Source organism: Agrobacterium sp. OT33, from assembly GCF_017313365.1.
GTDB lineage: Bacteria > Pseudomonadota > Alphaproteobacteria > Rhizobiales > Rhizobiaceae > Agrobacterium > Agrobacterium rhizogenes_A.
Genome location: NZ_JAFLMZ010000005.1, coordinates 381,679 through 400,285 on the forward strand (window position 1 = coordinate 381,679; position 18,607 = coordinate 400,285).

General features: G+C 61.9%; 14 protein-coding genes. 2 read left to right on the forward strand and 12 right to left on the reverse strand.

The genetic code is table 11. From position 1 onward, the window contains the following. Positions 1 to 88: 88 nt before the first annotated feature. The 4 genes from JZX88_RS14650 to odc2 all read right to left on the reverse strand — a co-directional run bounded on the left by JZX88_RS14650 (position 89) and on the right by odc2 (position 4,246). Entirely contained in the window at positions 89 to 1,384 is a 1,296-nt protein-coding gene (locus JZX88_RS14650) for an MFS transporter (RefSeq protein WP_065117022.1), read from the reverse strand. Positions 1,385 to 1,473: 89 nt separating this feature from the next. Next, complete coding sequence (locus JZX88_RS14655; protein ID WP_206914007.1) at positions 1,474 to 1,875, reverse strand: MarR family winged helix-turn-helix transcriptional regulator; 402 nt, start codon at positions 1,873 to 1,875, stop codon at positions 1,474 to 1,476. A 475-nt stretch (positions 1,876 to 2,350) separates the two neighbouring features. After that, positions 2,351 to 2,920 carry a GNAT family N-acetyltransferase gene (locus tag JZX88_RS14660; RefSeq protein WP_065117025.1) on the reverse strand — a complete coding sequence of 190 codons (570 nt, stop codon included), beginning with the start codon at positions 2,918 to 2,920 and terminating at the stop codon, positions 2,351 to 2,353. A gap of 192 nt (positions 2,921 to 3,112) precedes the next feature. Continuing rightward, positions 3,113 to 4,246, reverse strand: a complete 1,134-nt coding sequence (gene odc2 / locus JZX88_RS14665) for an ornithine/lysine decarboxylase (RefSeq protein WP_110759942.1) — start codon at positions 4,244 to 4,246, stop codon at positions 3,113 to 3,115. A 539-nt stretch (positions 4,247 to 4,785) separates the two neighbouring features. On the opposite strand from odc2, the gene JZX88_RS14670 reads away from it, so the two are divergent. After that, complete coding sequence (locus tag JZX88_RS14670) at positions 4,786 to 5,679, forward strand: LysR family transcriptional regulator (protein ID WP_065117027.1); 894 nt, start codon at positions 4,786 to 4,788, stop codon at positions 5,677 to 5,679. 253 nt (positions 5,680 to 5,932) lie between these two features. On the opposite strand, the gene JZX88_RS14675 is transcribed toward JZX88_RS14670, so the two are convergent. The 7 genes from JZX88_RS14675 to gap all read right to left on the reverse strand — a co-directional run bounded on the left by JZX88_RS14675 (position 5,933) and on the right by gap (position 16,199). Next, entirely contained in the window at positions 5,933 to 6,886 is a 954-nt protein-coding gene (locus tag JZX88_RS14675) for a substrate-binding domain-containing protein (protein WP_065117028.1), read from the reverse strand. A 72-nt stretch (positions 6,887 to 6,958) separates the two neighbouring features. Continuing rightward, positions 6,959 to 7,960 (reverse strand): ABC transporter permease, encoded by a 1,002-nt coding sequence (locus JZX88_RS14680; protein ID WP_206914008.1) that lies wholly within the window; start codon positions 7,958 to 7,960, stop codon positions 6,959 to 6,961. Between the two features lie 52 nt (positions 7,961 to 8,012). Continuing rightward, positions 8,013 to 9,536, reverse strand: coding sequence for a sugar ABC transporter ATP-binding protein (locus JZX88_RS14685; RefSeq protein WP_206914009.1), 1,524 nt, complete (start codon positions 9,534 to 9,536; stop codon positions 8,013 to 8,015). A 194-nt stretch (positions 9,537 to 9,730) separates the two neighbouring features. Beyond that, the gene (locus JZX88_RS14690; RefSeq protein WP_206914010.1) at positions 9,731 to 10,354 is read right to left on the reverse strand and encodes a TetR family transcriptional regulator; all 624 of its coding nucleotides are present in this window, start codon (positions 10,352 to 10,354) and stop codon (positions 9,731 to 9,733) included. Positions 10,355 to 10,458: 104 nt separating this feature from the next. After that, entirely contained in the window at positions 10,459 to 13,593 is a 3,135-nt protein-coding gene (locus JZX88_RS14695; RefSeq protein ID WP_110759937.1) for an efflux RND transporter permease subunit, read from the reverse strand. A gap of 11 nt (positions 13,594 to 13,604) precedes the next feature. Continuing rightward, positions 13,605 to 14,816 carry an efflux RND transporter periplasmic adaptor subunit gene (locus tag JZX88_RS14700; RefSeq protein WP_077768025.1) on the reverse strand — a complete coding sequence of 404 codons (1,212 nt, stop codon included), beginning with the start codon at positions 14,814 to 14,816 and terminating at the stop codon, positions 13,605 to 13,607. Between the two features lie 375 nt (positions 14,817 to 15,191). Next, complete coding sequence (gene gap, locus JZX88_RS14705; protein ID WP_206914011.1) at positions 15,192 to 16,199, reverse strand: type I glyceraldehyde-3-phosphate dehydrogenase; 1,008 nt, start codon at positions 16,197 to 16,199, stop codon at positions 15,192 to 15,194. A gap of 177 nt (positions 16,200 to 16,376) precedes the next feature. Between gap and JZX88_RS14710 the strand changes: the two genes are divergently transcribed. Then, positions 16,377 to 17,006 carry a TetR/AcrR family transcriptional regulator gene (locus JZX88_RS14710; RefSeq protein ID WP_206914012.1) on the forward strand — a complete coding sequence of 210 codons (630 nt, stop codon included), beginning with the start codon at positions 16,377 to 16,379 and terminating at the stop codon, positions 17,004 to 17,006. A gap of 18 nt (positions 17,007 to 17,024) precedes the next feature. Here the strand turns inward: JZX88_RS14710 and JZX88_RS14715 are convergent, their stop codons facing one another. Then, positions 17,025 to 18,530, reverse strand: a complete 1,506-nt coding sequence (locus tag JZX88_RS14715; protein ID WP_142857636.1) for a sensor domain-containing diguanylate cyclase — start codon at positions 18,528 to 18,530, stop codon at positions 17,025 to 17,027. Positions 18,531 to 18,607 lie beyond the last annotated feature (77 nt).

An 18,607-nucleotide genomic window follows, 5' to 3' on the forward strand; every position in this document is an offset into this window, starting at 1 on the left:
GCAATTTTGCGGCAAGTGATTGGGCGAAAAGAGGCGGCGGCGGAAAATCATCCGCCGCCGCCCGCATTGTCCAATCGATGGGTAGTGGTCACGCTGCCTGCGGCGCAAGGTTGGCGGAGCCCGGCTTTCTGAGCAGCAGCACCGAGACGGCGGCAATCATGCACATCAGACCGGCAATCTGCAGCGCGGGCATATAGGTGTCAAAGTCGCTCTTGAAGAAACCGGCGCCGAAGGCGGCGGTGGCGGCACCCAGCTGATGGCCGGCAAAGACCCAGCCGAACACCAGCCCCGCCTTTTCGCGGCCGAAATTCTCGGCGGCGAGCTTCACGGTCGGCGGCACGGTCGCCACCCAGTCCAGCCCGTAAAAGACGGCAAAGACCGAAAGCTCCACGAAGCTGAACCCGGAAAAGGAGAGATAAAGCAGCGACAGGCCACGCAGACCATAAAACCAGAACAGCAGGAAACGATTGTCGAAACGGTCGGAAAGCCAGCCGGCGAAGATGGTGCCGAAGAAATCGAAAATGCCGATAACCGCCAGCGTACCCGCCGCCGTGACGGCGGCCATGCCGAAATCACCGCAGATCGAAATCCAGTGGGTCTGGATGAGGCCGTTGGTGGAAAGGCCGCAGACGAAGAAAGTACCGAACAACACCCAGAAGACCGGGTTGCCGGAAACGCTTTTCAGCGTCAGTATCGGCGATACCAGCGTTGCGAGGAACCTGTGATCCTGCCTGGGCGGGTGCGTCACGACAGTCTCGCCATAGGCTGGCAGGCCGAGATCGGCGGGGTGGTCGCGCATCAGAAGCAGCACGAGGATCATGGCGACGGCAATCACCGCGACGGAAAGTGTCAGGGCTGTCCGCCAGCCATAGGCTTCCGTCAGCGCCGCCAGAAGCGGCAGAAAAACCAGCTGGCCGGTGGCGTTGCTGGCCGTCATCAGGCCGATCACCAGCCCGCGGCGTTTGGAAAACCAGCGCGTCGCAACCGTGGCGCCCAGCACCAGCGCCGTCATGCCGGTTCCGACGCCAATCACCACGCCCCACAACAGCAGCAATTGCCAGACCTCTGTCATGAAAAACGAGGCGACGATGCCGCCCATGATCAGCGCAAGCGCCGTCGACACCACCTGGCGGATGCCGAAATGGTTCATGAAGGCGGCGGCAAAAGGCCCGAGCAGGCCGAAAAGCACCAGCCGGACAGCCATGGCGGAAGAAATATCGGCGATATCCCAGCCGAATTCCTGATGCAGCGGCTGGATCATCACCCCCGCAGAGCCCATGGCCCCGGCGGTGGCCAGCATGGTCAGAAAGGTGGTGGCGGCGACCAGCCAGCCATAATGCAGGTTTCTGCCGGCCATCCAGCTGGCAAGGCGTGTGGAGAGCATGTTCAAGGTCCCTTTCCCGTGGCCTTCGGCCGAGTCTTGCGGGTATATACCCGATTTTACGGGCAGATACCCGCTTCATGATCAAAAAATTACAGGGCGGCGAGCAGTTCCTGCAATTGCGCGGTCTTTTCCGGCCCCAGCCGGGCCTCGATCTCGTCCTGAACGCTGTCCCAGAGCGGTGCGCCCGTCTTCAGGATCGCCTGCCCCTCCTCCGTCACGGTCAGCATCGCCTCCCTATGGTCCTCACCGTGGCCAATCGCCACCAGCCCCATGCGCGCCAGCACCCTGGCATTGCGGCCAACGGTGGAGCGATCCAGCTCCACCCGCGCGGCAAGATCGGTGAGCGAGACCGGCGCAGTGCGATTGATGTTCCGCAACAGGCTGAACTGGCCGATATTGACGCCAAGCGGCGCCAGCGCCTCGTCATAATAGGACGAGACCTTGCGGGATGCTTTGCGCAACAGAATGCAGTGGCAGCTATCGTTTGGCATTTGTCTCGGGTATATACCCGCAAAATCGCAAGAGCAAGAGGCGTTCGGGAAAATTGTCGGCGGGGAAGGTTACGCCGCATGGACCATGGGGTGGAAACGACAAAGACCGGTTTCTTGACGGAGCGACCGCTGGCAAAGCCGTGGCAGCTCTCCTGCGCAATACCGAACTTGTCCCATTGCTGTCCGGTTCAAATTTCTGGACAAGGCACAAGACTCTCATTCGAATAGGCTTTCAGGATTTTCGCCTTAACCGGACACGAAAGAAGAGCGGCGTCGTCCGATGAGAAGGAAAGTTATACCAATTGCGCCGACGTCATCCTCGGGCCTGTCCCGAGTATCTGCCAACGCATTGATTTTATTAGACGTGGTTAGATCCTCGGCACAGGGCGGAGGATGACGTCAGAGTTGGCTGCTAGCCTGCTCAGCAGACTAAACCCCGGCCTTTCAGCCGGGGAATGATATCAACGGATATCGCTCAGGCCGAAAGCCGGCGGCCGTTTGCCACCAGAAGACCGGCGGCGCCTTCCAGCCAGCCGGCTTTCAGCTCCAGCGCCAGGAAACGGCTGCGCTCGAACGGGCCCGGCATGATGAGATGCTGCGCCTTGTCGGCGAAGAAGCCGAAACGTTCGTAATAGGGTGCGTCGCCAACCAGAAGGATGGCGCCATGGCCGCGTCTGGTGGCTTCGGCGATCGCCGCGCGCATCAGTGCCGAGCCGATGCCCTTGCCCTCATGGGCGGCATCGACGGCCAGCGGGCCGAGCAGCAGCGCTTCGACGGCACGGCCTTCACGCGAGATGCCGGCTTCGACATTCCACAGGCGCACCGTGCCGATGACATGGCCGTCCTCATCGCGGGCGACCAGCGCCAGGCCCTCGGCCGGAATGCGGCCGGCGCGCAGCTTTTCGGAAGACTTGCGGCGGCGGCCGGCGCCCATGGCGCGGTCCAGCAGGTTCTCACGGGCGACGACATCGCCCGGATTTTCCTGATCGACATGAAATGTCTGCGGTGTGAAAAATGCCCGTACCGAATTCAAAAGAGCGGCCATCCTTGGCCTCCCGTCACACTACCGCCCACACGCGGCCCTTGATAAAAATTGGTGGAGCCGTTCCGGCCCGCCGACACGCTTTCCTCGGCTGGAAGAGGTGCAGCAAGCAGGGATTTGCGCAACAGCACAATCGGCAGGGCCGGAACGGAAGCTTGGTCGAGACGCCGCCCTTTTCAGCAGGCGGCGTTCGGATCAGATGACGTAAGCCTTCAGCGGCTCGAAGCCGTTAAAGGCAACCGCCGAATAGGTCGTCGTATAGGCGCCCGTGCCTTCGATCAGAACTTCATCGCCGATGGTCAGAGAGACCGGCAGCGGGTACATGTTCTTTTCATACAGCACGTCGGCGCTGTCGCAGGTCGGACCGGCCAGAACGCAGGGCTGCATCTCGTCCTGATCGCGTGTCGTGCGGATCGGGTAACGGATAGCCTCGTCCATCGTCTCGGCGAGACCGCCGAACTTGCCGATGTCGAGGAACACCCAGCGGTGGTTGTCATTGTCGGACTTGCGCGACACGAGAACGACTTCCGCCTTGATGACGCCGGCATTGCCGACCATGCCGCGGCCCGGCTCGATGATCGTCTTCGGGATCTGGTTGCCGAAGTGCTTGCGCAGCGCCGTGTCGATCGCCTGGCCGTATTCTTCGGCAGCCGGGACGTCGCGCAGGTACTTGGTCGGGAAACCACCGCCCATATTGACCATCTGCAGGTGGATGCCCTGCTTGGCCAGCGAAGCGAAGACGCGCTTGGCATCGGCAAGTGCGGCATCCCATGCGTCGAGATTCATCATCTGCGAGCCGACATGGAAGGACACGCCGTAGGATTCGAGGCCGAGCTGATGCGCGTAGACGAGAACGTCGACAGCCATCTGCGGCACGCAGCCGAACTTGCGAGAGAGCGGCCATTCCGCACCTTCGCCATCCGTCAGCACGCGGCAGAAGACGCGCGCGCCGGGAGCGGCACGGGCAACCTTCTCGACTTCCTCATGGCTGTCCACGGCGAAGAGATCGATGCCGAGCGCGTAAGCGCGGGCGACATCGCGTTCCTTCTTGATGGTGTTGCCGAAGGAGATACGGTCGGCCGTCGCGCCGGCATCGAGCGCCATCTGGATTTCAGCCACGGAGGCGCAATCGAAATTGGAGCCGAGCGAAGCGAGCAGCTTCAGGATTTCGGGAGCCGGATTTGCCTTCACGGCATAATAGATCGCGCTGTTCGGCAGGGAATGCCGGAACGCGTTGAAATTGTCGCGCACGACGTCGAGATCAACCACAAGGCAAGGGCCTTCGGGACGTCGGGTCTTGATGAAGTCGAGAATGCGTGCAGTCGTCATCGATATATTCCCTATAAAACCGACTCCGGAAAAAAATCCGAAGGACAAAGGACGCTCGAGATATGCATTCGAATCAGCCGGTGGAGGCGCAGAATCGATAGCATACGCTCAAGGCGCGAATGTGAACGATGCCCTGCCAGAGCATCATTCGGCTTTGTCTGCCATGGATTGGAGGGAATGACCCGACCGCACTTCAGGCAATGATGGTGTGCCTCTTTAGTACCCCGGCTGATGGAGAGCCGGCAGAGAACCAGAAAGGCCCGCACCGTCGTTGCTTCGTATGTCCTCGCATTTTCCGGTTGGCCGGAATAGCGACTGGAGGGGTTAGTTCCAGGTACCTTACCGAGATCCTCACCACATCGAGGACCCGGCGGACACACATGGGCACGTGCGACTTTGGGCAGCACGGGAGATAAGAATATTCGCCGTCATAATCAAGAGGATTTTTTCACCAGATAGCGGATTTTTTCAGCAACCATTTTGGGGTTGAACAGTCCTCCTTCAGCGTTCAATTATATGGAACGAACCGGAGGATTTTCATGGACACGCTGACCCGCATCCGCGCCTTTATCGATGTCGTCGAAGCGGAGGGTTTTTCCGCCGCCGCGCGCAAGACGGGGCGATCCAAGGCGCTTCTGTCCAAATATGTCCGGGAACTGGAAGACGATCTCGGCGCGCTGCTTCTCAACCGCACGACAAGGCAGTTTTCGCTGACCGAGGCCGGGCACACCTATTACCGCACCGCCTCCGACATTCTGAAGGAGATCGACAACCTCGCCGATCTGGTGCGCGAGAAGAATGCCGATCTCAAGGGCAAGCTCCGGATTTCGGTTCCGCGCACCTTCATCGATGCCGATGTCGGCCAGAGCCTGATCGATTTCGCCAAGGAAAATCCGGAGCTGTCGCTGGAAATCGTCGCCGAGGACCGGTTTGTCGACCTGATCGAGGAAGGTTTCGACCTTGCCGTCCGGATCACCCGGCTGGAGGATTCGGGCCTGATCGCCCGCAAGCTTTCCGATTTCCGCGTCTATGCGGTGGCGACGGCGGATTTCGTGGCGCAGCACGGGCCGCTCGACGGGCCGCAGGACTTCTCCCGTGTTCCCTTCATCATCGACACCAATACGCGTTTTCACAATACGGTGCGCTATCTCGAGCCGGATGGCGGTTCGAATTCGGTCACCATCAGCGGGCCTATCGAGGTCAACAGCCCCCAGGCGACGCTGCGCGCCGCCCGCGCCGGCCTCGGCATCGCCATGGTGCCTGACTTCATCGCCCGGCCCTATATCCAGTCCGGCGAGCTGGTGACGCTGTTCGACGATTATATTTCCAAGGACCGCGGCATTTACGCGGTCTATCCGCATCGCCGCTACCTGCCGGCCAAGGTGCGCAGCTTCGTGGATTATCTTTCGGCGTGGTTCAGGAAGAACGGGTGAAGAGTGGAGAGCCGGATGGCTTTCACCGAGCGCCCCTCCGTCATGCCGGACTTGATCCGGCATCCAGCCACGGCGCGTCTGCGCCGTGAATGAGTGTTTTACGATCAAGGACTTGATCGCGCTGGACCCCGGATCAAGTCCGGGGTGACGGTGTGCGGATGCAACGGCCTCATTAAAACCTGATCTCGGCAAGGTTTTCCGCCCGCCTAAACGCCCGCCTTGCAGCGGAAGTCGTACGGCCGCAAGCCGCGTATCAGAACGGCGAATCCGGGAAGTAGAACTGCTCGGCATTCTCCTTGGTGATCAACGTCGCGTCGAGAATATAATTCCCGGCAACCGGCACCTGATCGTAAAAATGCCCGGCCGTCAGCTGCATGGCTGTCGCCACCATCGCCGGCGGATAGAGCACATCGACCGGCACCAGCTTGTCGCCATCCATGACCTTCTTGATCATGTCCTTGGAGCCGGCACCCGCGACGATATACTGGATATCGGTGCGGTTCGCCTGCTGGATCGCTTCCAGCACGCCAATCGCCATGTCGTCATCCTGGCACCAGACCACGTCGATTTTCTTGTATTTGGTCAGATAGTCCTGCATCACGCGGAAGGCGTCGTCGCGGTTCCAGTTGCCATATTGGCGGTCGAGAACCTTGACGTTCGAACCGGCGATGCCCTTGTCGAACCCATCCTGACGCTGCTGGTCGATGGGGATCGGCAGGCCGCGAATGACCACCACTTCCGCATCCGGCGTGGTCTTCTTGATGTATTCGCCCGCCACCTGGCCAAGCGCCGGGTTGTTGCCGGCAACATAGAGATCGCGGATGGAATTGTCGTTGACGCTCGGCGCACGGTCAACAAGCGCAACGAAGGTGCCCTTGTCCTTGATCTCCTTGATGGCGTTGACCAGCGGATCGGGATCGGAGGGCAGCACGACCAGAGCGTCCAGCCCCTGCACCGCCAGATCCTGCAGCGCGTTGGCCTGATTGGCGGCATCCGGCGATGTCTTGACGATCACATTAAGCCCCGGATGCTCCTGCATCAAAAGCTTCGCCACGCGCTCGGCATGATAGACGACACCGGCCGTCCAGCCGTGGTCGGCGGCCGGAATGGAGACGCCGATGGTGACCTTCTTGTCCTGCGCATGGGCCGAGCCCGCCAGCACCGCAGCCAGCGCGGCAAAGGCCACGCCGATGAATTTTCTACGCATAGTCTCTTTCCTCCCAAGACCGGGGCGTTCCTCCTTCAACCGCACCTGCCCCACATGGCGCGGCGTGATACGTCACCTGCGGCTGAGCGAGCGCTGCACCAGCATGGCGATGATGATGATGGCCCCCTGAATGGCGCCGATCAGATATTCGCTGACGAAGTTCGACAGGATCATGATGTTGCCGACGATCTCCAGGATGAAGGCGCCGCAGATCGTGCCCCAGATGCGCCCCACCCCGCCGCGCAGCGCCGTGCCGCCGACGACGACGGCGGTGATGGCCTGCAGCTCCCACAACATGCCTGTGGTGGCCGAGGTGGAAGCGAGGCGCGGCACATAAAGCAGCACCGCCACCGCAACACACAGCCCCTGCACGACATAGGCGATGGTGCGAACCCGGGCGACCGAAATGCCGGAATAACGCGCCACATCCTCGCTGGAGCCGACCGCAGTCAGATGCCGGCCGTAACGGGTGCGGTAAAGCACGAAGGCGGCGATGGCGGCGGTCACGAAAATCACGATGACCGGCACCGGCACGCCCAGCACATTGCCGAAATAGACCGGGCGATAAAGCGTCTGGATTTCCGGGTTGCGCAGCGTGATGGCACCGCCCTGCGACAGCCATGTGGTCAGCCCGCGATAGATGCCCATGGTGCCGAGCGTGGCGATGAAAGGCTCGATGCGGCCGATGGTGGTGATGAGGCCGTTCGCCAGCCCGCAGGCCGCGCCGATGGCGAGCGCCAGCGCCATGGCGGTGAGCAGCATCAGAAGCGGACTGGCGATGACGCCGCTGTTCATGAACAGGATCATCAGGCTGGCGACGAAAGCCACCATGGCGCCCACAGAAAGATCAAGCCCGCCCGAGGTGATGACGTAGGTCGCGCCAAGCGCGATGATGGCGATGAAGGCGCTGCGGGTGACGACGTTCAGAAGATTGTCGATGCCGATGAAATTGGGATTGGCGATGGTGCCGAGAACCAGCAGCAGGGCCAGCGCCACGAACGGCGCCACGGCACGCAGATCCCAGTCCTTCGAGGTCTTCGGCGTCTTGCCGGTGTCAGTTGCGGCCTCGGTCATGTTTCCCCTCAATTGTCTTTTCTTCAGGCCATATCTTTCGAAACCCGCAGCCTCAGGCGGGTTCCTGCGTGTGAACACCGGTCGCCAGCGCCACGATGTCGTTTTCGGTCATGCGATCCCCCGTCACCTCACCGACGATCCGGCCGGAACGCATCACCAGAATGCGGTCGCAGATGCCGATCAGCTCGGGCATTTCCGAGGAAACGACGATGATCGAACGCCCCTCCTCCGCAAGCCCGGCGATGAAGCGGTAAATCTGCTCCTTGGTGCCGATGTCGATGCCGCGCGTCGGCTCGTCGATGATGACGATGGACGGATCGAGCAACATCATTTTGGCGAGCAGCAGCTTCTGCTGATTGCCGCCCGAGAGCTGACCCGCCAGCAAATCCTTGCGGCCGGTGCGGATGTCGAAATCGCGCACCGCATCATCAAGCGCCGCCGTCTCGCGGCGGGTGTCGATCTGGAACAGCCGGCTGAATTTCTTCAGCGAAGCAAGCGTCAGATTGATGCGCAGATCCTTGGCAAGCAGCAGTCCCTTGCCCTTGCGATCCTCGCTTAAGTAAACGATGCCCGCCTTCAGGCTGTCTTCGGGCTTGGCGAAAGTGACCGCGCGCCCAAGATGGCGCACCGTTCCCCGCCCGGCCCGCAGGCCCAGCACGCCCTCCATCAGCTCCGTCCGGCCGGCTCCGACCAGACCGGCGAAACCGAGGATTTCGCCCTTGCGCAGGCGAAAACCGGCATCCTGCGCATAACCGGGAACGTTAAAATGCTCCACCTCAAGAACCGGCTCACGCTCCCCGCCGGCATTGCGGTCGGGATAGAGCTTGGCCACATCGCGCCCCACCATCAGCCGCGCCATATCGGCCGGCTCCAGCTCTGATGCCGGATGCGAGGCGACGAGCCTGCCGTCGCGCAGCACCGTCACCCGGTCGGCGATCTCCTTCACTTCCGGCAGACGGTGCGAAATATAAAGCACGGCCACGCCTTTCGCCCTGATATCGCGGATGACATTCAGCAGCGCATCGGTTTCGATGGGCGTCAGGCTTGCGGTCGGCTCGTCGAAAATCACCACGCGATGCGGCACCAGTAGAACGCGGGCGATCTGCACCAGCTGCCTTTGGGCAATCGACAGGCTGCCGACGATGGCGTCGGGATCGATCGTGCCGCCGAGATCGCCAACGGCCTTGCGGGCGCCGTCGCGCATGGCGCGGTCGTCCACAACAGGACCTTTATGCAATTCGCGGCCGAGATAGATATTCTGCGCCACCGTCAGATCCGGCGCCAGCAATATTTCCTGATGCACGAGAACGATGCCGCGATGTTCGGCATCCACCGGCCCGCCGAGCGCAACGGCTGCGCCATCGATGAGGATTTCACCGCCCGACGGCTTTTCATTGCCCGCCAGCAGCTTCATCAGCGTCGACTTGCCGGCGCCGTTCTCGCCGATGATGGCGTGCACCTCGCCGGCGCGCACCGCGATCTCTATATCCTTCAGAACCTGAACCGGCCCGAAGGATTTCGACAGCCCGACGGTCCGGACAAGGGCCGGGGCTGAAGTTTCGTCAGCAAAAGCCATGCGCCGTCACCGACAGCCGGTGAGAACGGACGGTTTTTGCCCCTCGATTTTCCTTGAAGCGACCATGAGCGAACTCCTCCCAAAGCTCGGAGAAGAAGCTAACGTCCGTTTTGAGGTACGTAAAGCAAATTTCGCTCGTCTTTTAGAATACACTGAAATTTGAAGGATGCGTCCCGGCCAAACGGCGGATCGGATCAGGGATTTGCGGAGCGCTTGAAACCTTTCATGAGGCTGTGCACGGCCTCGCCGCCCTCCTTTGCCAGATCGAAGCGCTTGCCGAACAGCAGCCAGTCGGAGCAGATGCCTTTCAGCAGCCAGTAGAGCGCCCCGAGCGCCGATTCCGCCGTCCAGTTGTCGTTGAAGGCACCTTCCGCCTGCGCCCGTTCGAAAGCCGCTTCCAGCCGCTCCTTGTGGTAGCGGTCCAGTTCCTCCTGCGCATGCAGGACAGGCGCGAACTCGTCTGAATAGCTGGTGCGCAGGCTGATGGTCATGATGCGCTGGCGTTGTTCGTCCTGCGCCAGAAGCGCCAGCCACTTGCAGGCCGCCTCCTCGATCTTGGCCAGCAGGGTCAACCCCTTGAGATCAGGATCACCGAAATCGAGCAGATCCGATTCGGGCAAAGCGACGGATTCGTATAGACCGATGAAAAGGTCGGTCTTGCTGGAAAAATGCCAGTATATCGCCCCGCGCGTCACCCCGGCTGCGGCCGCCACCTCGTCCAGCGAGGCGTTGGCCACGCCCTTCTTGAAGAACACACGCTCGGCAGCGGCAAGGATCGCCTGACGGGTCTCTTCTGCCTCGGCCTTGGTACGGCGCATTCCGATGTCTCCTTCCAGTCGTGGCACGGCGCTTTCGCACCGTGCCTTTTCTTGTCGTGCCGGGCTGTCATTCACATGAATATGGCACGGCCTTCACATCCGTTTTATTCCGCCGGCGATACGGCGTCAGCAGCAATCTCATTCTGCTTCTTCCGATCCCCGAAAATCTTCATGACAAAGACGAAGAAAACGGGAACGAAGAAGATCGCAAGGATCGTCGCCGAGATCATGCCGCCAAGCACGCCGGTGCCGATGGCGTTCTGGCTCGCCGCGCTGGCACCTGACGCAATTGCCATCGGCAGCACGCCGAGCGAGAAGGCAAGCGAGGTCATCAGGATCGGCCGGAAGCGCAGATGCGCCGCCTCCACCGTCGCATCATAGGTGGATTTGCCCTCCGCCCGCAGATCCTTGGCGAATTCGATGATCAGGATCGCGTTCTTGGCCGAAAGCCCGATGATGGCGACGAGGCCGACCAGGAAGTAGACGTCGTTCGGCATGCCGCGCAGCATCACCGCCGCCACCGAACCGATGACGCCGAGCGGTACCACCAGCATGACGGAGAGCGGGATGGACCAGCTTTCGTAAAGCGCCGCCAGAAGCAGGAAGACGAACAGCACGCTGAGGCCGATAAGCGCCGGCGCCTGCGAACCCGACTGGATTTCCTGCAGCGACTGACCGGTCCATTCGAAACCGAAGCCGCTTGGCAATTCGCCCGCCAGACGCTCCATTTCGGCAATCGCATCACCCGAGGAGTAACCGGGTGCCGACTGGCCGCCGATACGGATCGCCGGATAGCCGTTGTAACCCACCACCTGCGAGGGACCGCGCACCCACTCCACCGTGGCGAATGAGCTTACCGGCACCATGCCGCCATTGGCGTTGCGGACGTTGAGGTGCAGCAGGTCCTCGGTCTTCATGCGCTGCCCCTGCTCCGCCTGCACCGTCACGCGCTGCATACGGCCGGCATTGGGGAAGTCGTTGACGTAGGACGAGCCCATATTGGCGGAGATGGTGGCGTTGATGTCGCTGAAGGTCACACCGAAGGTATTGGCCTTTTCGCGGTCGATGATGAGATTGACCTGCGGGGAATCCGGCATGCCTTCGACACGCAGGCCGGCCAGAACCGGGCTTTTCTGCGCGGCCGCCATCAACTGCGCTCCGGCGGCGCTCAGCGCCGTCTGTCCGGCACCCCCGCGATCCTGCAGGCGGAAGGTGAAGCCGCTGGAGTTACCGAGACCCTGAATGGGCGGCGGCGACAGCGTGAAGGCCATGGAACCCGGCAGGCCCCAGAGCTTGCCGTTGATGCGCTGGGCGATGGCGGATGCGGAATCCTCCGGCCCACGTTCGCTCCAGTCCTTCAGCGTCGCAAAGGCGAGACCGGCATTCTGGCCGGAACCGGAGAAGGAGAAGCCCGAAACCGCAATCACGCGATCGACCGCCGGTTCCGCCAGGAAGATCTTTTCAATTTCCTGGATGGATTGCAGGGTGCGTTCGCTGCTGGCTTCCGCCGGCGCCTGAATGTCGACGATCAGGTAACCCTGGTCCTCATTGGGCAGGAAGGAGCTGGGCAATTGCATATAGGCCCAGCCGAGACCGGCAAGCAGCGCCGCATAAATGACCATGAAGCGGCCGGAACGCTTGATGATGCTGCCGACCGACGAGGAGTATTTGTGCGAGGCCTTGTCGAAGCCGCGGTTGAACCAGCCGAAGAAGCCCTTCTTCTCATGGTGCCCGGCCTTGATCGGCTTCAGGAACGAGGCGCAGAGCGCCGGCGTGAGCGACAGCGCAAGGAAGCCCGAAAACAGGATGGAGACCACCATGGTCAGGCTGAACTGCTGGTAGATGATGCCGACGGCGCCGGGGAAGAAGGCCATGGGCACGAACACCGCCGTCAGAACCAGCGTGATGCCGATGATGGCGCCGGAAATCTGGCCCATCGCCTTGCGGGTCGCCTCCTTCGGCGACAGATGCTCTTCCGCCATGATGCGTTCGACATTTTCCACCACGACAATCGCGTCATCGACGAGGATGCCGATGGCGAGAACCATGGCGAACATGGTGAGAACGTTGATGGAGAAACCCGAGACATACATGATGGCGCAGGTGCCGAGCAGCGCCACGGGCACCACCAGTGTCGGAATGATGGTGTAGCGGATGTTCTGGAGGAAAACGAACATCACCACGAAGACGAGAATGATCGCCTCCACCAGCGTGTTGATCACCTTCTGGATCGAGATTTTCACGAAGGGGCTGGTGTCGTAGGGAATCTCATATTCCAGACCCGGCGGGAAATACCGCGACAGTTCCTCCATGGTGGCGCGCACGCCGTCGGAGGTCTGCAACGCATTGCCGGTGGGCGACAGCTGCACGCCGATGGCCGCACTGGGCTTGCCGTTCAGGCGGCTGGAAAAGGCGTAGCTTTCGCCGCCCACTTCCACCCGCGCCACATCGCGCAGCCGGACGGACGAACCATCCGGATTGGCGCGCAGCACGATGGCGCCGAATTCTTCCGGCGATGTCAGCTGGCCCTGCACGTTGACGGTGGCCGAAATCTGCTGGCCTATCGGATTTGGCGACGCGCCGATGCGACCCGCCGCGACCTGCGAATTCTGCGCCTGAATGGCGCCGATGACGTCGGACGAGGTGAGGCTGAGGCCGAGCATCTTGTCCGGGTCCATCCAGATACGCATGGAGCGTTGGGTGGCGAACAGCTGGGCGCTGCCGACGCCCGGCACACGGCGCAATTCGCCAAGCACGTTGCGGCTGAGATAGTCACCGAGACCGATGGCATCGGTATTGCCGTCAACGGAGGTGAGCGCCACCATCATCAGGAACGAGGTGCCGGCCTGTTCGACCCGCAGGCCCTGCTGGGTAACCGCCTGCGGCAGACGCGGCTGAACGCGGGCGATGCGGTTCTGCACCTCGACCTGCGCTTCACCGATATTGGTGCCCGGCGCGAAGGTGACGTTGATGGAAATGCTGCCTGACGATTCCGAGGTCGATTCAAAATAAAGAAGACCCGGAACCCCGTTCAGCTCTTCCTCGATGGGACGCGTGACGCTCTGGTAAATGTCCTCGGGCGCGGCACCGGGGTAGGTGGTCGCAATCGAAATCTGCGGCGGCGCCACATTCGGATATTGCGCAATCGGCAGCATGGGAATGGCGAGCAGGCCCGCCAGCATGATGAAGATTGCGACGACCCAGGCAAAAATGGGCCGATCGATGAAAAAACGTGCCATGAAATCGGTCCTTATTGCTTGGCGGCCGGGGTCTCAGACGAGGTCTCGGCCGAAGCCGCGCCCTCGTTGCCGGCGGCAGCGACATCGGGCTCCGCAGACCATGGTTCTGGCTTCACCTTGGCGCCCGGCGCGGTTTTCTGGAAACCTTCGGCAACGACGCGGTCGCCATCCTTCAGGCCTTCCGAAATCACCCAGCGGTCGCCGATGGAACGGCCGACGCTGACCCGACGCTGTTCGACCGTGTCTTCGGCATTCACGACAAGCACGCTCGCCTGCCCGCCGGCATCGCGCTGCACCGCCTGCTGCGGCACGGCGAAGGCCGCCTTCTGGATGCCCTGCTGGATCTGGACACGGACATACATGCCCGGCAGCAGATCGCCGTTCGGGTTGGGGAATTCGCCGCGCAGCGTCACCTGACCGGTGGTTTCATCCACCGCCGCTTCGGAAAACAGCAGCCGACCGGAAACGGGATAACGGCTGCCGTCATCGAACAGCAGGTTGACTTCGGCCTCGTTCGGGCCGGTCATCAGCTGGCCATCCTGCAGCGCCTTGCGCAGGCGGATGAGATCGGCGGCGGGCTGGGTAAAGTCGGCATAGATCGGATCGAGCTGCTGGATCGTCGCGAGATTTTCCGAACCGGTGGCGCTGACGAGTGCGCCTTCGGTGATGCGCGCCCGGCCGATCATGCCGCTGATGGGTGCGGTGACATTGGCATATTGCAGATTGAGCCTGGCTTCCGCGACGCCGGCCTCGGCAACGGCCACTTCGGCATCCGCCTGCGCCAGCTGGGCGATGGCATTGTCAAATTCCTGCTGGGAACCGACGTTGGAACGGCGCAGCTGCTGCTGCCTGTCGGCCGTCTGCCGCGCCTGCAGCTGTGCCGCCTGCGCCCGGCGCAACGTGCCTTCGGCGCTGTCGACGCGCACCTGGAACGGCGCGGGGTCGATCCGGTAGAGAACGTCGCCTTCCTTCACCAGCGAGCCCTGCTCGAACACCCGCTCGACGATGATGCCGGAGACGCGCGGGCGTACTTCGGCAAGCCGCGTCGGCGCGATGCGTCCCGGCAATTCGTTGGTGATGGGCAGCTCTTCCTGCTTCACGGTCACGACCTTGACCGCGCCGGGCGGCGGCGCGCCAGGCGCAGAGGCCTGCTCGTCGCTACATCCGACCAGAACGATGCCTGTCAACAACACCGCTACGATCTGCCCCAATCTCTTCGCCATACTGCGCTCCGAATCCATAAAAAAGGTCACATTTACATACATACTAAGACGTATGTAAAATTCCGGCAATAAAATTGTTGCGGCGCAACAGCGCTCTCACGCGCTTGTGAAGATGCGTGCAAACGGATGGAGATTGGCAGAATGACGGAGCGAAGCAGGGGGGCAAGGGTCCATATCAGGTGGCAGCCGGAGACGGACGGAAGACCCGGAACCGATGAGAGTCCCCTGCCCCGCCGCACCAACGGCTGCCCAAAGCATCCGCAACCTTCCGCTCTTGCCGATGCGGGGCAGATCCTCGGGACAGGCCGATGATGACGCCGGGAACCGGAACGCGTCTCGACGATGGAGGCTACCCAGTGACAGCGCGTAAACCGTTTATCCGGCCCGGAAGATATGTGCCGCCATGTCAAGGCAGCGGCAGGCATAACCCCATTCATTGTCGTACCAGGCGACCAGCTTGGTAAGACCGCCTTGCGTCTGCATTCCGGCCAGCGCATCGAAGATCGAGGAATGCGGATTGCCGCGCATGTCGGTGGAGACGACGGGTTCGTCGCAATAGGCGAGAATGCCGCGCATGTCGCCCGCCGCCCGTGTGCGGATCATCGCGCAGATATCCCCGTAGGAGACGTTTTCCCGGAGCCGGCATGTCAGGTCGATCATGGAGACGTCGGATACCGGCACGCGCACCGCCAGACCGTTGATCCGCCCGTTCAGTTCCGGCACCACCCGGCCCACCATGCGCGCAGCGCCGGTCGTTGCCGGAATGATGTTTTCCAGAATGCCGCGGCCGAAACGCCAGTCCTTGCGGGCGACGCCATCCACCGTGTTCTGGCTGGAGGTCGTCGCATGAACCGTCAGCATCAGCGCCTCTTCGATACCGAAGGCATCGTTCAGCGCCTTGGCGAGCGGCGCGACGCAGTTGGTCGTGCACGAGGCGTTCGAGACGATGGTTTGCCCGGCATAGCCGCCAGCGTTGACCCCCATGACGAAGACCGGCGTATCGTCGTCCGGCGGCGCCGAGATCAGAACCTTGCCCGCACCGGCGGCAAGATGTCCTTCCGCTGCCTTTCTGGTCAGGAAGAAACCGGTCGATTCGATGACGACATCGACGCCGACGCCGGCCCAGCCGATTGCACCCGGCTCCCGCTCGCTGAAGGCCCTCACCGGCCTGTCATCGATGACAAGCGCGTTTTCCGATGTCGCCACCCTGCCCGGGAAACCGCCATGCACGCTGTCATATTTAAGCAGGTAAGCGAGATGGTCGATCGGCAGCAGATCGTTGATCGCCACGATCTCGACATCGCCCCGCGCCATCGCGGCCCTTAGAACCGTCCGGCCGATGCGGCCGAACCCGTTAATGCCGATACGGATTTTGTCAGTCATCGATTGTCCTTTTAACCGAGAAGGAAAGGCGGGCATTCCCCGCCCGCGCAGCCTGAAGGGCACGCCGCGAATACGCGTCGCAACCCTCCCCGAAGGGATTGTTTTCCCTGCCGCTTATTTTTATACTAGACCGCACAAAAATACGGCGCAACGAATTTATTGCGAAACGGTACAAAAATGAACGAGAAGTCCGCCAGAGGGCGCCCCCGCCAATATGACACCGACGCCGCACTGGGCGCAGCCCTCCTCGAATTCCGCCGCCACGGCTATACCGCCACCTCGCTCGACCATCTGTCGGAGGCAACAAAAATGGCGCGGCCAAGCCTTTACGCCGCCTTTGGCAACAAGCGCGCCATCTATCTCAGGGCCATCGCGCATTATATCGCGGAGAGCGGAAAAAGCCGCCACCACGCGCTCTTTGCCGCCCCCTCGCTCGCAAAGACGCTCGATGACTATTTCATGATGATCGTCGCAATCTATTCGCAAGGGGATGATTACCCGCTCGGCTGCCCCGTGCTCAGCGTCATCACCGGCGAAGCGACGGCCGATCCAGTGATGGGAGCGGAACTCTCCGCCGCCCTCGGTCGCACCGATGCGCGGTTCCGCGAGCGGATCACGGCGGCGCGCGACGACGGCCAGCTGCCGCCCGACACAGACATTGACGCCGTTGCCGACATGCTGGCGGCCCTGCAGCACAGCCTTGCGCAACGCGCGCGCGCCGGCGCGGCGCGGGCGGACCTGGAGCGTATTGCCCGCAGCAGCATTGCACTGGTTCTCAGGGCGGCGGGTGCTGGTCCAGCACCCTAACCGCTTCCACCTGTCCGTTCAGAACAGGCGCTTCAGCGGCGTGGTTTCCGACTGCGGGCAAGGCTTCGTCGTATCGCTATTATCGGCGGGCCGGTTGCGAAGGGCCGCATAATAGGCGTTCTTCTGTTCGTACATGTTCATATCGGCGCGGCGCACCAGCGATTCCATCGTCTCGCCGGCCTCGCTGGTCGCCACCCCCAGCGACAGGCTGAGCGGCGCGCTGGAATAGAACTGGTTGTTGATCTTCAGCAGTTCATAAACCGTCTCGACCATAGCCGCGGCGATCTGCCTGTCGGCGCCCGGGAGAAGGATGGCGAACTCATCCCCGCCGATGCGCGCCGCATGGTTCGGCGCAGTCACCACACCGTTCAGCACCTCGCCCACACGCCGCAACAGGGCGTCGCCGGCATCGTGGCCAAGCTTGTCATTGGCGTCCTTCAGGCCGTTGAGATCGATGACAATGGCGGAAACCGGCCTGAGCGCACTGCGCTCCAGCCGGTTCAGCTCGTCCGAATAGAAAGCGCGGTTGTGCAGCTTGGTCAGCACGTCGTGCTTGCCGAGATATTCCAGATAGGCTTCCGCCTTCTTGCGCGCGGTAATATCCGTCAGCGCCACCTGCACCAGCGACCAGTCATGCTCATGGCCGGGGAAGACGGAAAAATGCAGGAGAACATGCCGCTCCGAACCGTCAAGCGCGTAATTCACCACCTCGCGATGGTGGGTGAGATTGCCATTCCAGAGCTCCATCAGCTGCTCCCGGAACGGCTTTTCCATCTCGCCGCGGAAAATATCGCCGAGCCGCTGCAGCAGCACCTGCCGGTCCGGCGCGCAGAACAGGTCGAGTGTCGCACGGTTGACGTCGATGACGCGGATTTCGCTCATGCATTGCCGCACGAATTCGGGATGCACATCCATGAACACCCGGAAATCGACAATGCCGCGATCCCTGACCTCCTCGATCAGCCGCCGCACGCGGCTGAAATCCTCCACCCACAGCGAGACCGGGGAATGCTTGAACATGCCCTCGGCATAACGGCGGTTGAAAAGCTCCTTGCGGCGGGCCTCCTCGCGCTCCGTCACATCTTCCGTGGTCAAAAGCAGCCGGCCAAGCGTTTCTTCGTGGCCGGGTATGACCGCGCCGCGCAGCTGGATATCGAGCCGCCTGCCGCCGATCGAATAATTCACCGCATTGCTGGTAAATTCAGTCCTGCCCGCCCAGAGTTCGGAAAGCTCGTTCACATGGCTTTCGAGCATGTCATCGCGAAAAATCCGGTGGAGATTATCGACCAGATGCGCCTGGTCGCGGGCCTCGAACAGTTCCAGCGTCCTGGCATTGACCTGGATGACGCGGATTTTCTGCGAGCAGGCCGCCACCCGCGATAGATCCTCCAGAAGAAATGCCCTGATATCCTCGACGCCCTGCGCCCGCCAGATATCGAACTGGCCCTTCACTTCGCTGAAATCCTCGATCCACATCGCCACGGGCGCAAGATTGAAGACATTGGTATCGATCGTCTCACTCATACGGGCAGTCTTCTCAAGGGTAGATGCGGGAGGATGCCAAATGATGCGGCACGGCGACGGCCATCCGCATATCAGGA

Excerpts from the sequence above, each read along its gene's own strand:
- JZX88_RS14650 (WP_065117022.1), bottom strand. The coding sequence starts at position 1,384 with ATGCTCTCCACACGCCTTGCCAGCTGGATGGCCGGCAGAAACCTGCAT.
- JZX88_RS14655 (WP_206914007.1), bottom strand. The coding sequence starts at position 1,875 with ATGCCAAACGATAGCTGCCACTGCATTCTGTTGCGCAAAGCATCCCGC.
- JZX88_RS14660 (WP_065117025.1), bottom strand. The coding sequence starts at position 2,920 with ATGGCCGCTCTTTTGAATTCGGTACGGGCATTTTTCACACCGCAGACA.
- odc2 (WP_110759942.1), bottom strand. The coding sequence starts at position 4,246 with ATGACGACTGCACGCATTCTCGACTTCATCAAGACCCGACGTCCCGAA.
- JZX88_RS14670 (WP_065117027.1), top strand. The coding sequence starts at position 4,786 with ATGGACACGCTGACCCGCATCCGCGCCTTTATCGATGTCGTCGAAGCG.
- JZX88_RS14675 (WP_065117028.1), bottom strand. The coding sequence starts at position 6,886 with ATGCGTAGAAAATTCATCGGCGTGGCCTTTGCCGCGCTGGCTGCGGTG.
- JZX88_RS14680 (WP_206914008.1), bottom strand. The coding sequence starts at position 7,960 with ATGACCGAGGCCGCAACTGACACCGGCAAGACGCCGAAGACCTCGAAG.
- JZX88_RS14685 (WP_206914009.1), bottom strand. The coding sequence starts at position 9,536 with ATGGCTTTTGCTGACGAAACTTCAGCCCCGGCCCTTGTCCGGACCGTC.
- JZX88_RS14690 (WP_206914010.1), bottom strand. The coding sequence starts at position 10,354 with ATGCGCCGTACCAAGGCCGAGGCAGAAGAGACCCGTCAGGCGATCCTT.
- JZX88_RS14695 (WP_110759937.1), bottom strand. The coding sequence starts at position 13,593 with ATGGCACGTTTTTTCATCGATCGGCCCATTTTTGCCTGGGTCGTCGCA.
- JZX88_RS14700 (WP_077768025.1), bottom strand. The coding sequence starts at position 14,816 with ATGGCGAAGAGATTGGGGCAGATCGTAGCGGTGTTGTTGACAGGCATC.
- gap (WP_206914011.1), bottom strand. The coding sequence starts at position 16,199 with ATGACTGACAAAATCCGTATCGGCATTAACGGGTTCGGCCGCATCGGC.
- JZX88_RS14710 (WP_206914012.1), top strand. The coding sequence starts at position 16,377 with ATGAACGAGAAGTCCGCCAGAGGGCGCCCCCGCCAATATGACACCGAC.
- JZX88_RS14715 (WP_142857636.1), bottom strand. The coding sequence starts at position 18,530 with ATGAGTGAGACGATCGATACCAATGTCTTCAATCTTGCGCCCGTGGCG.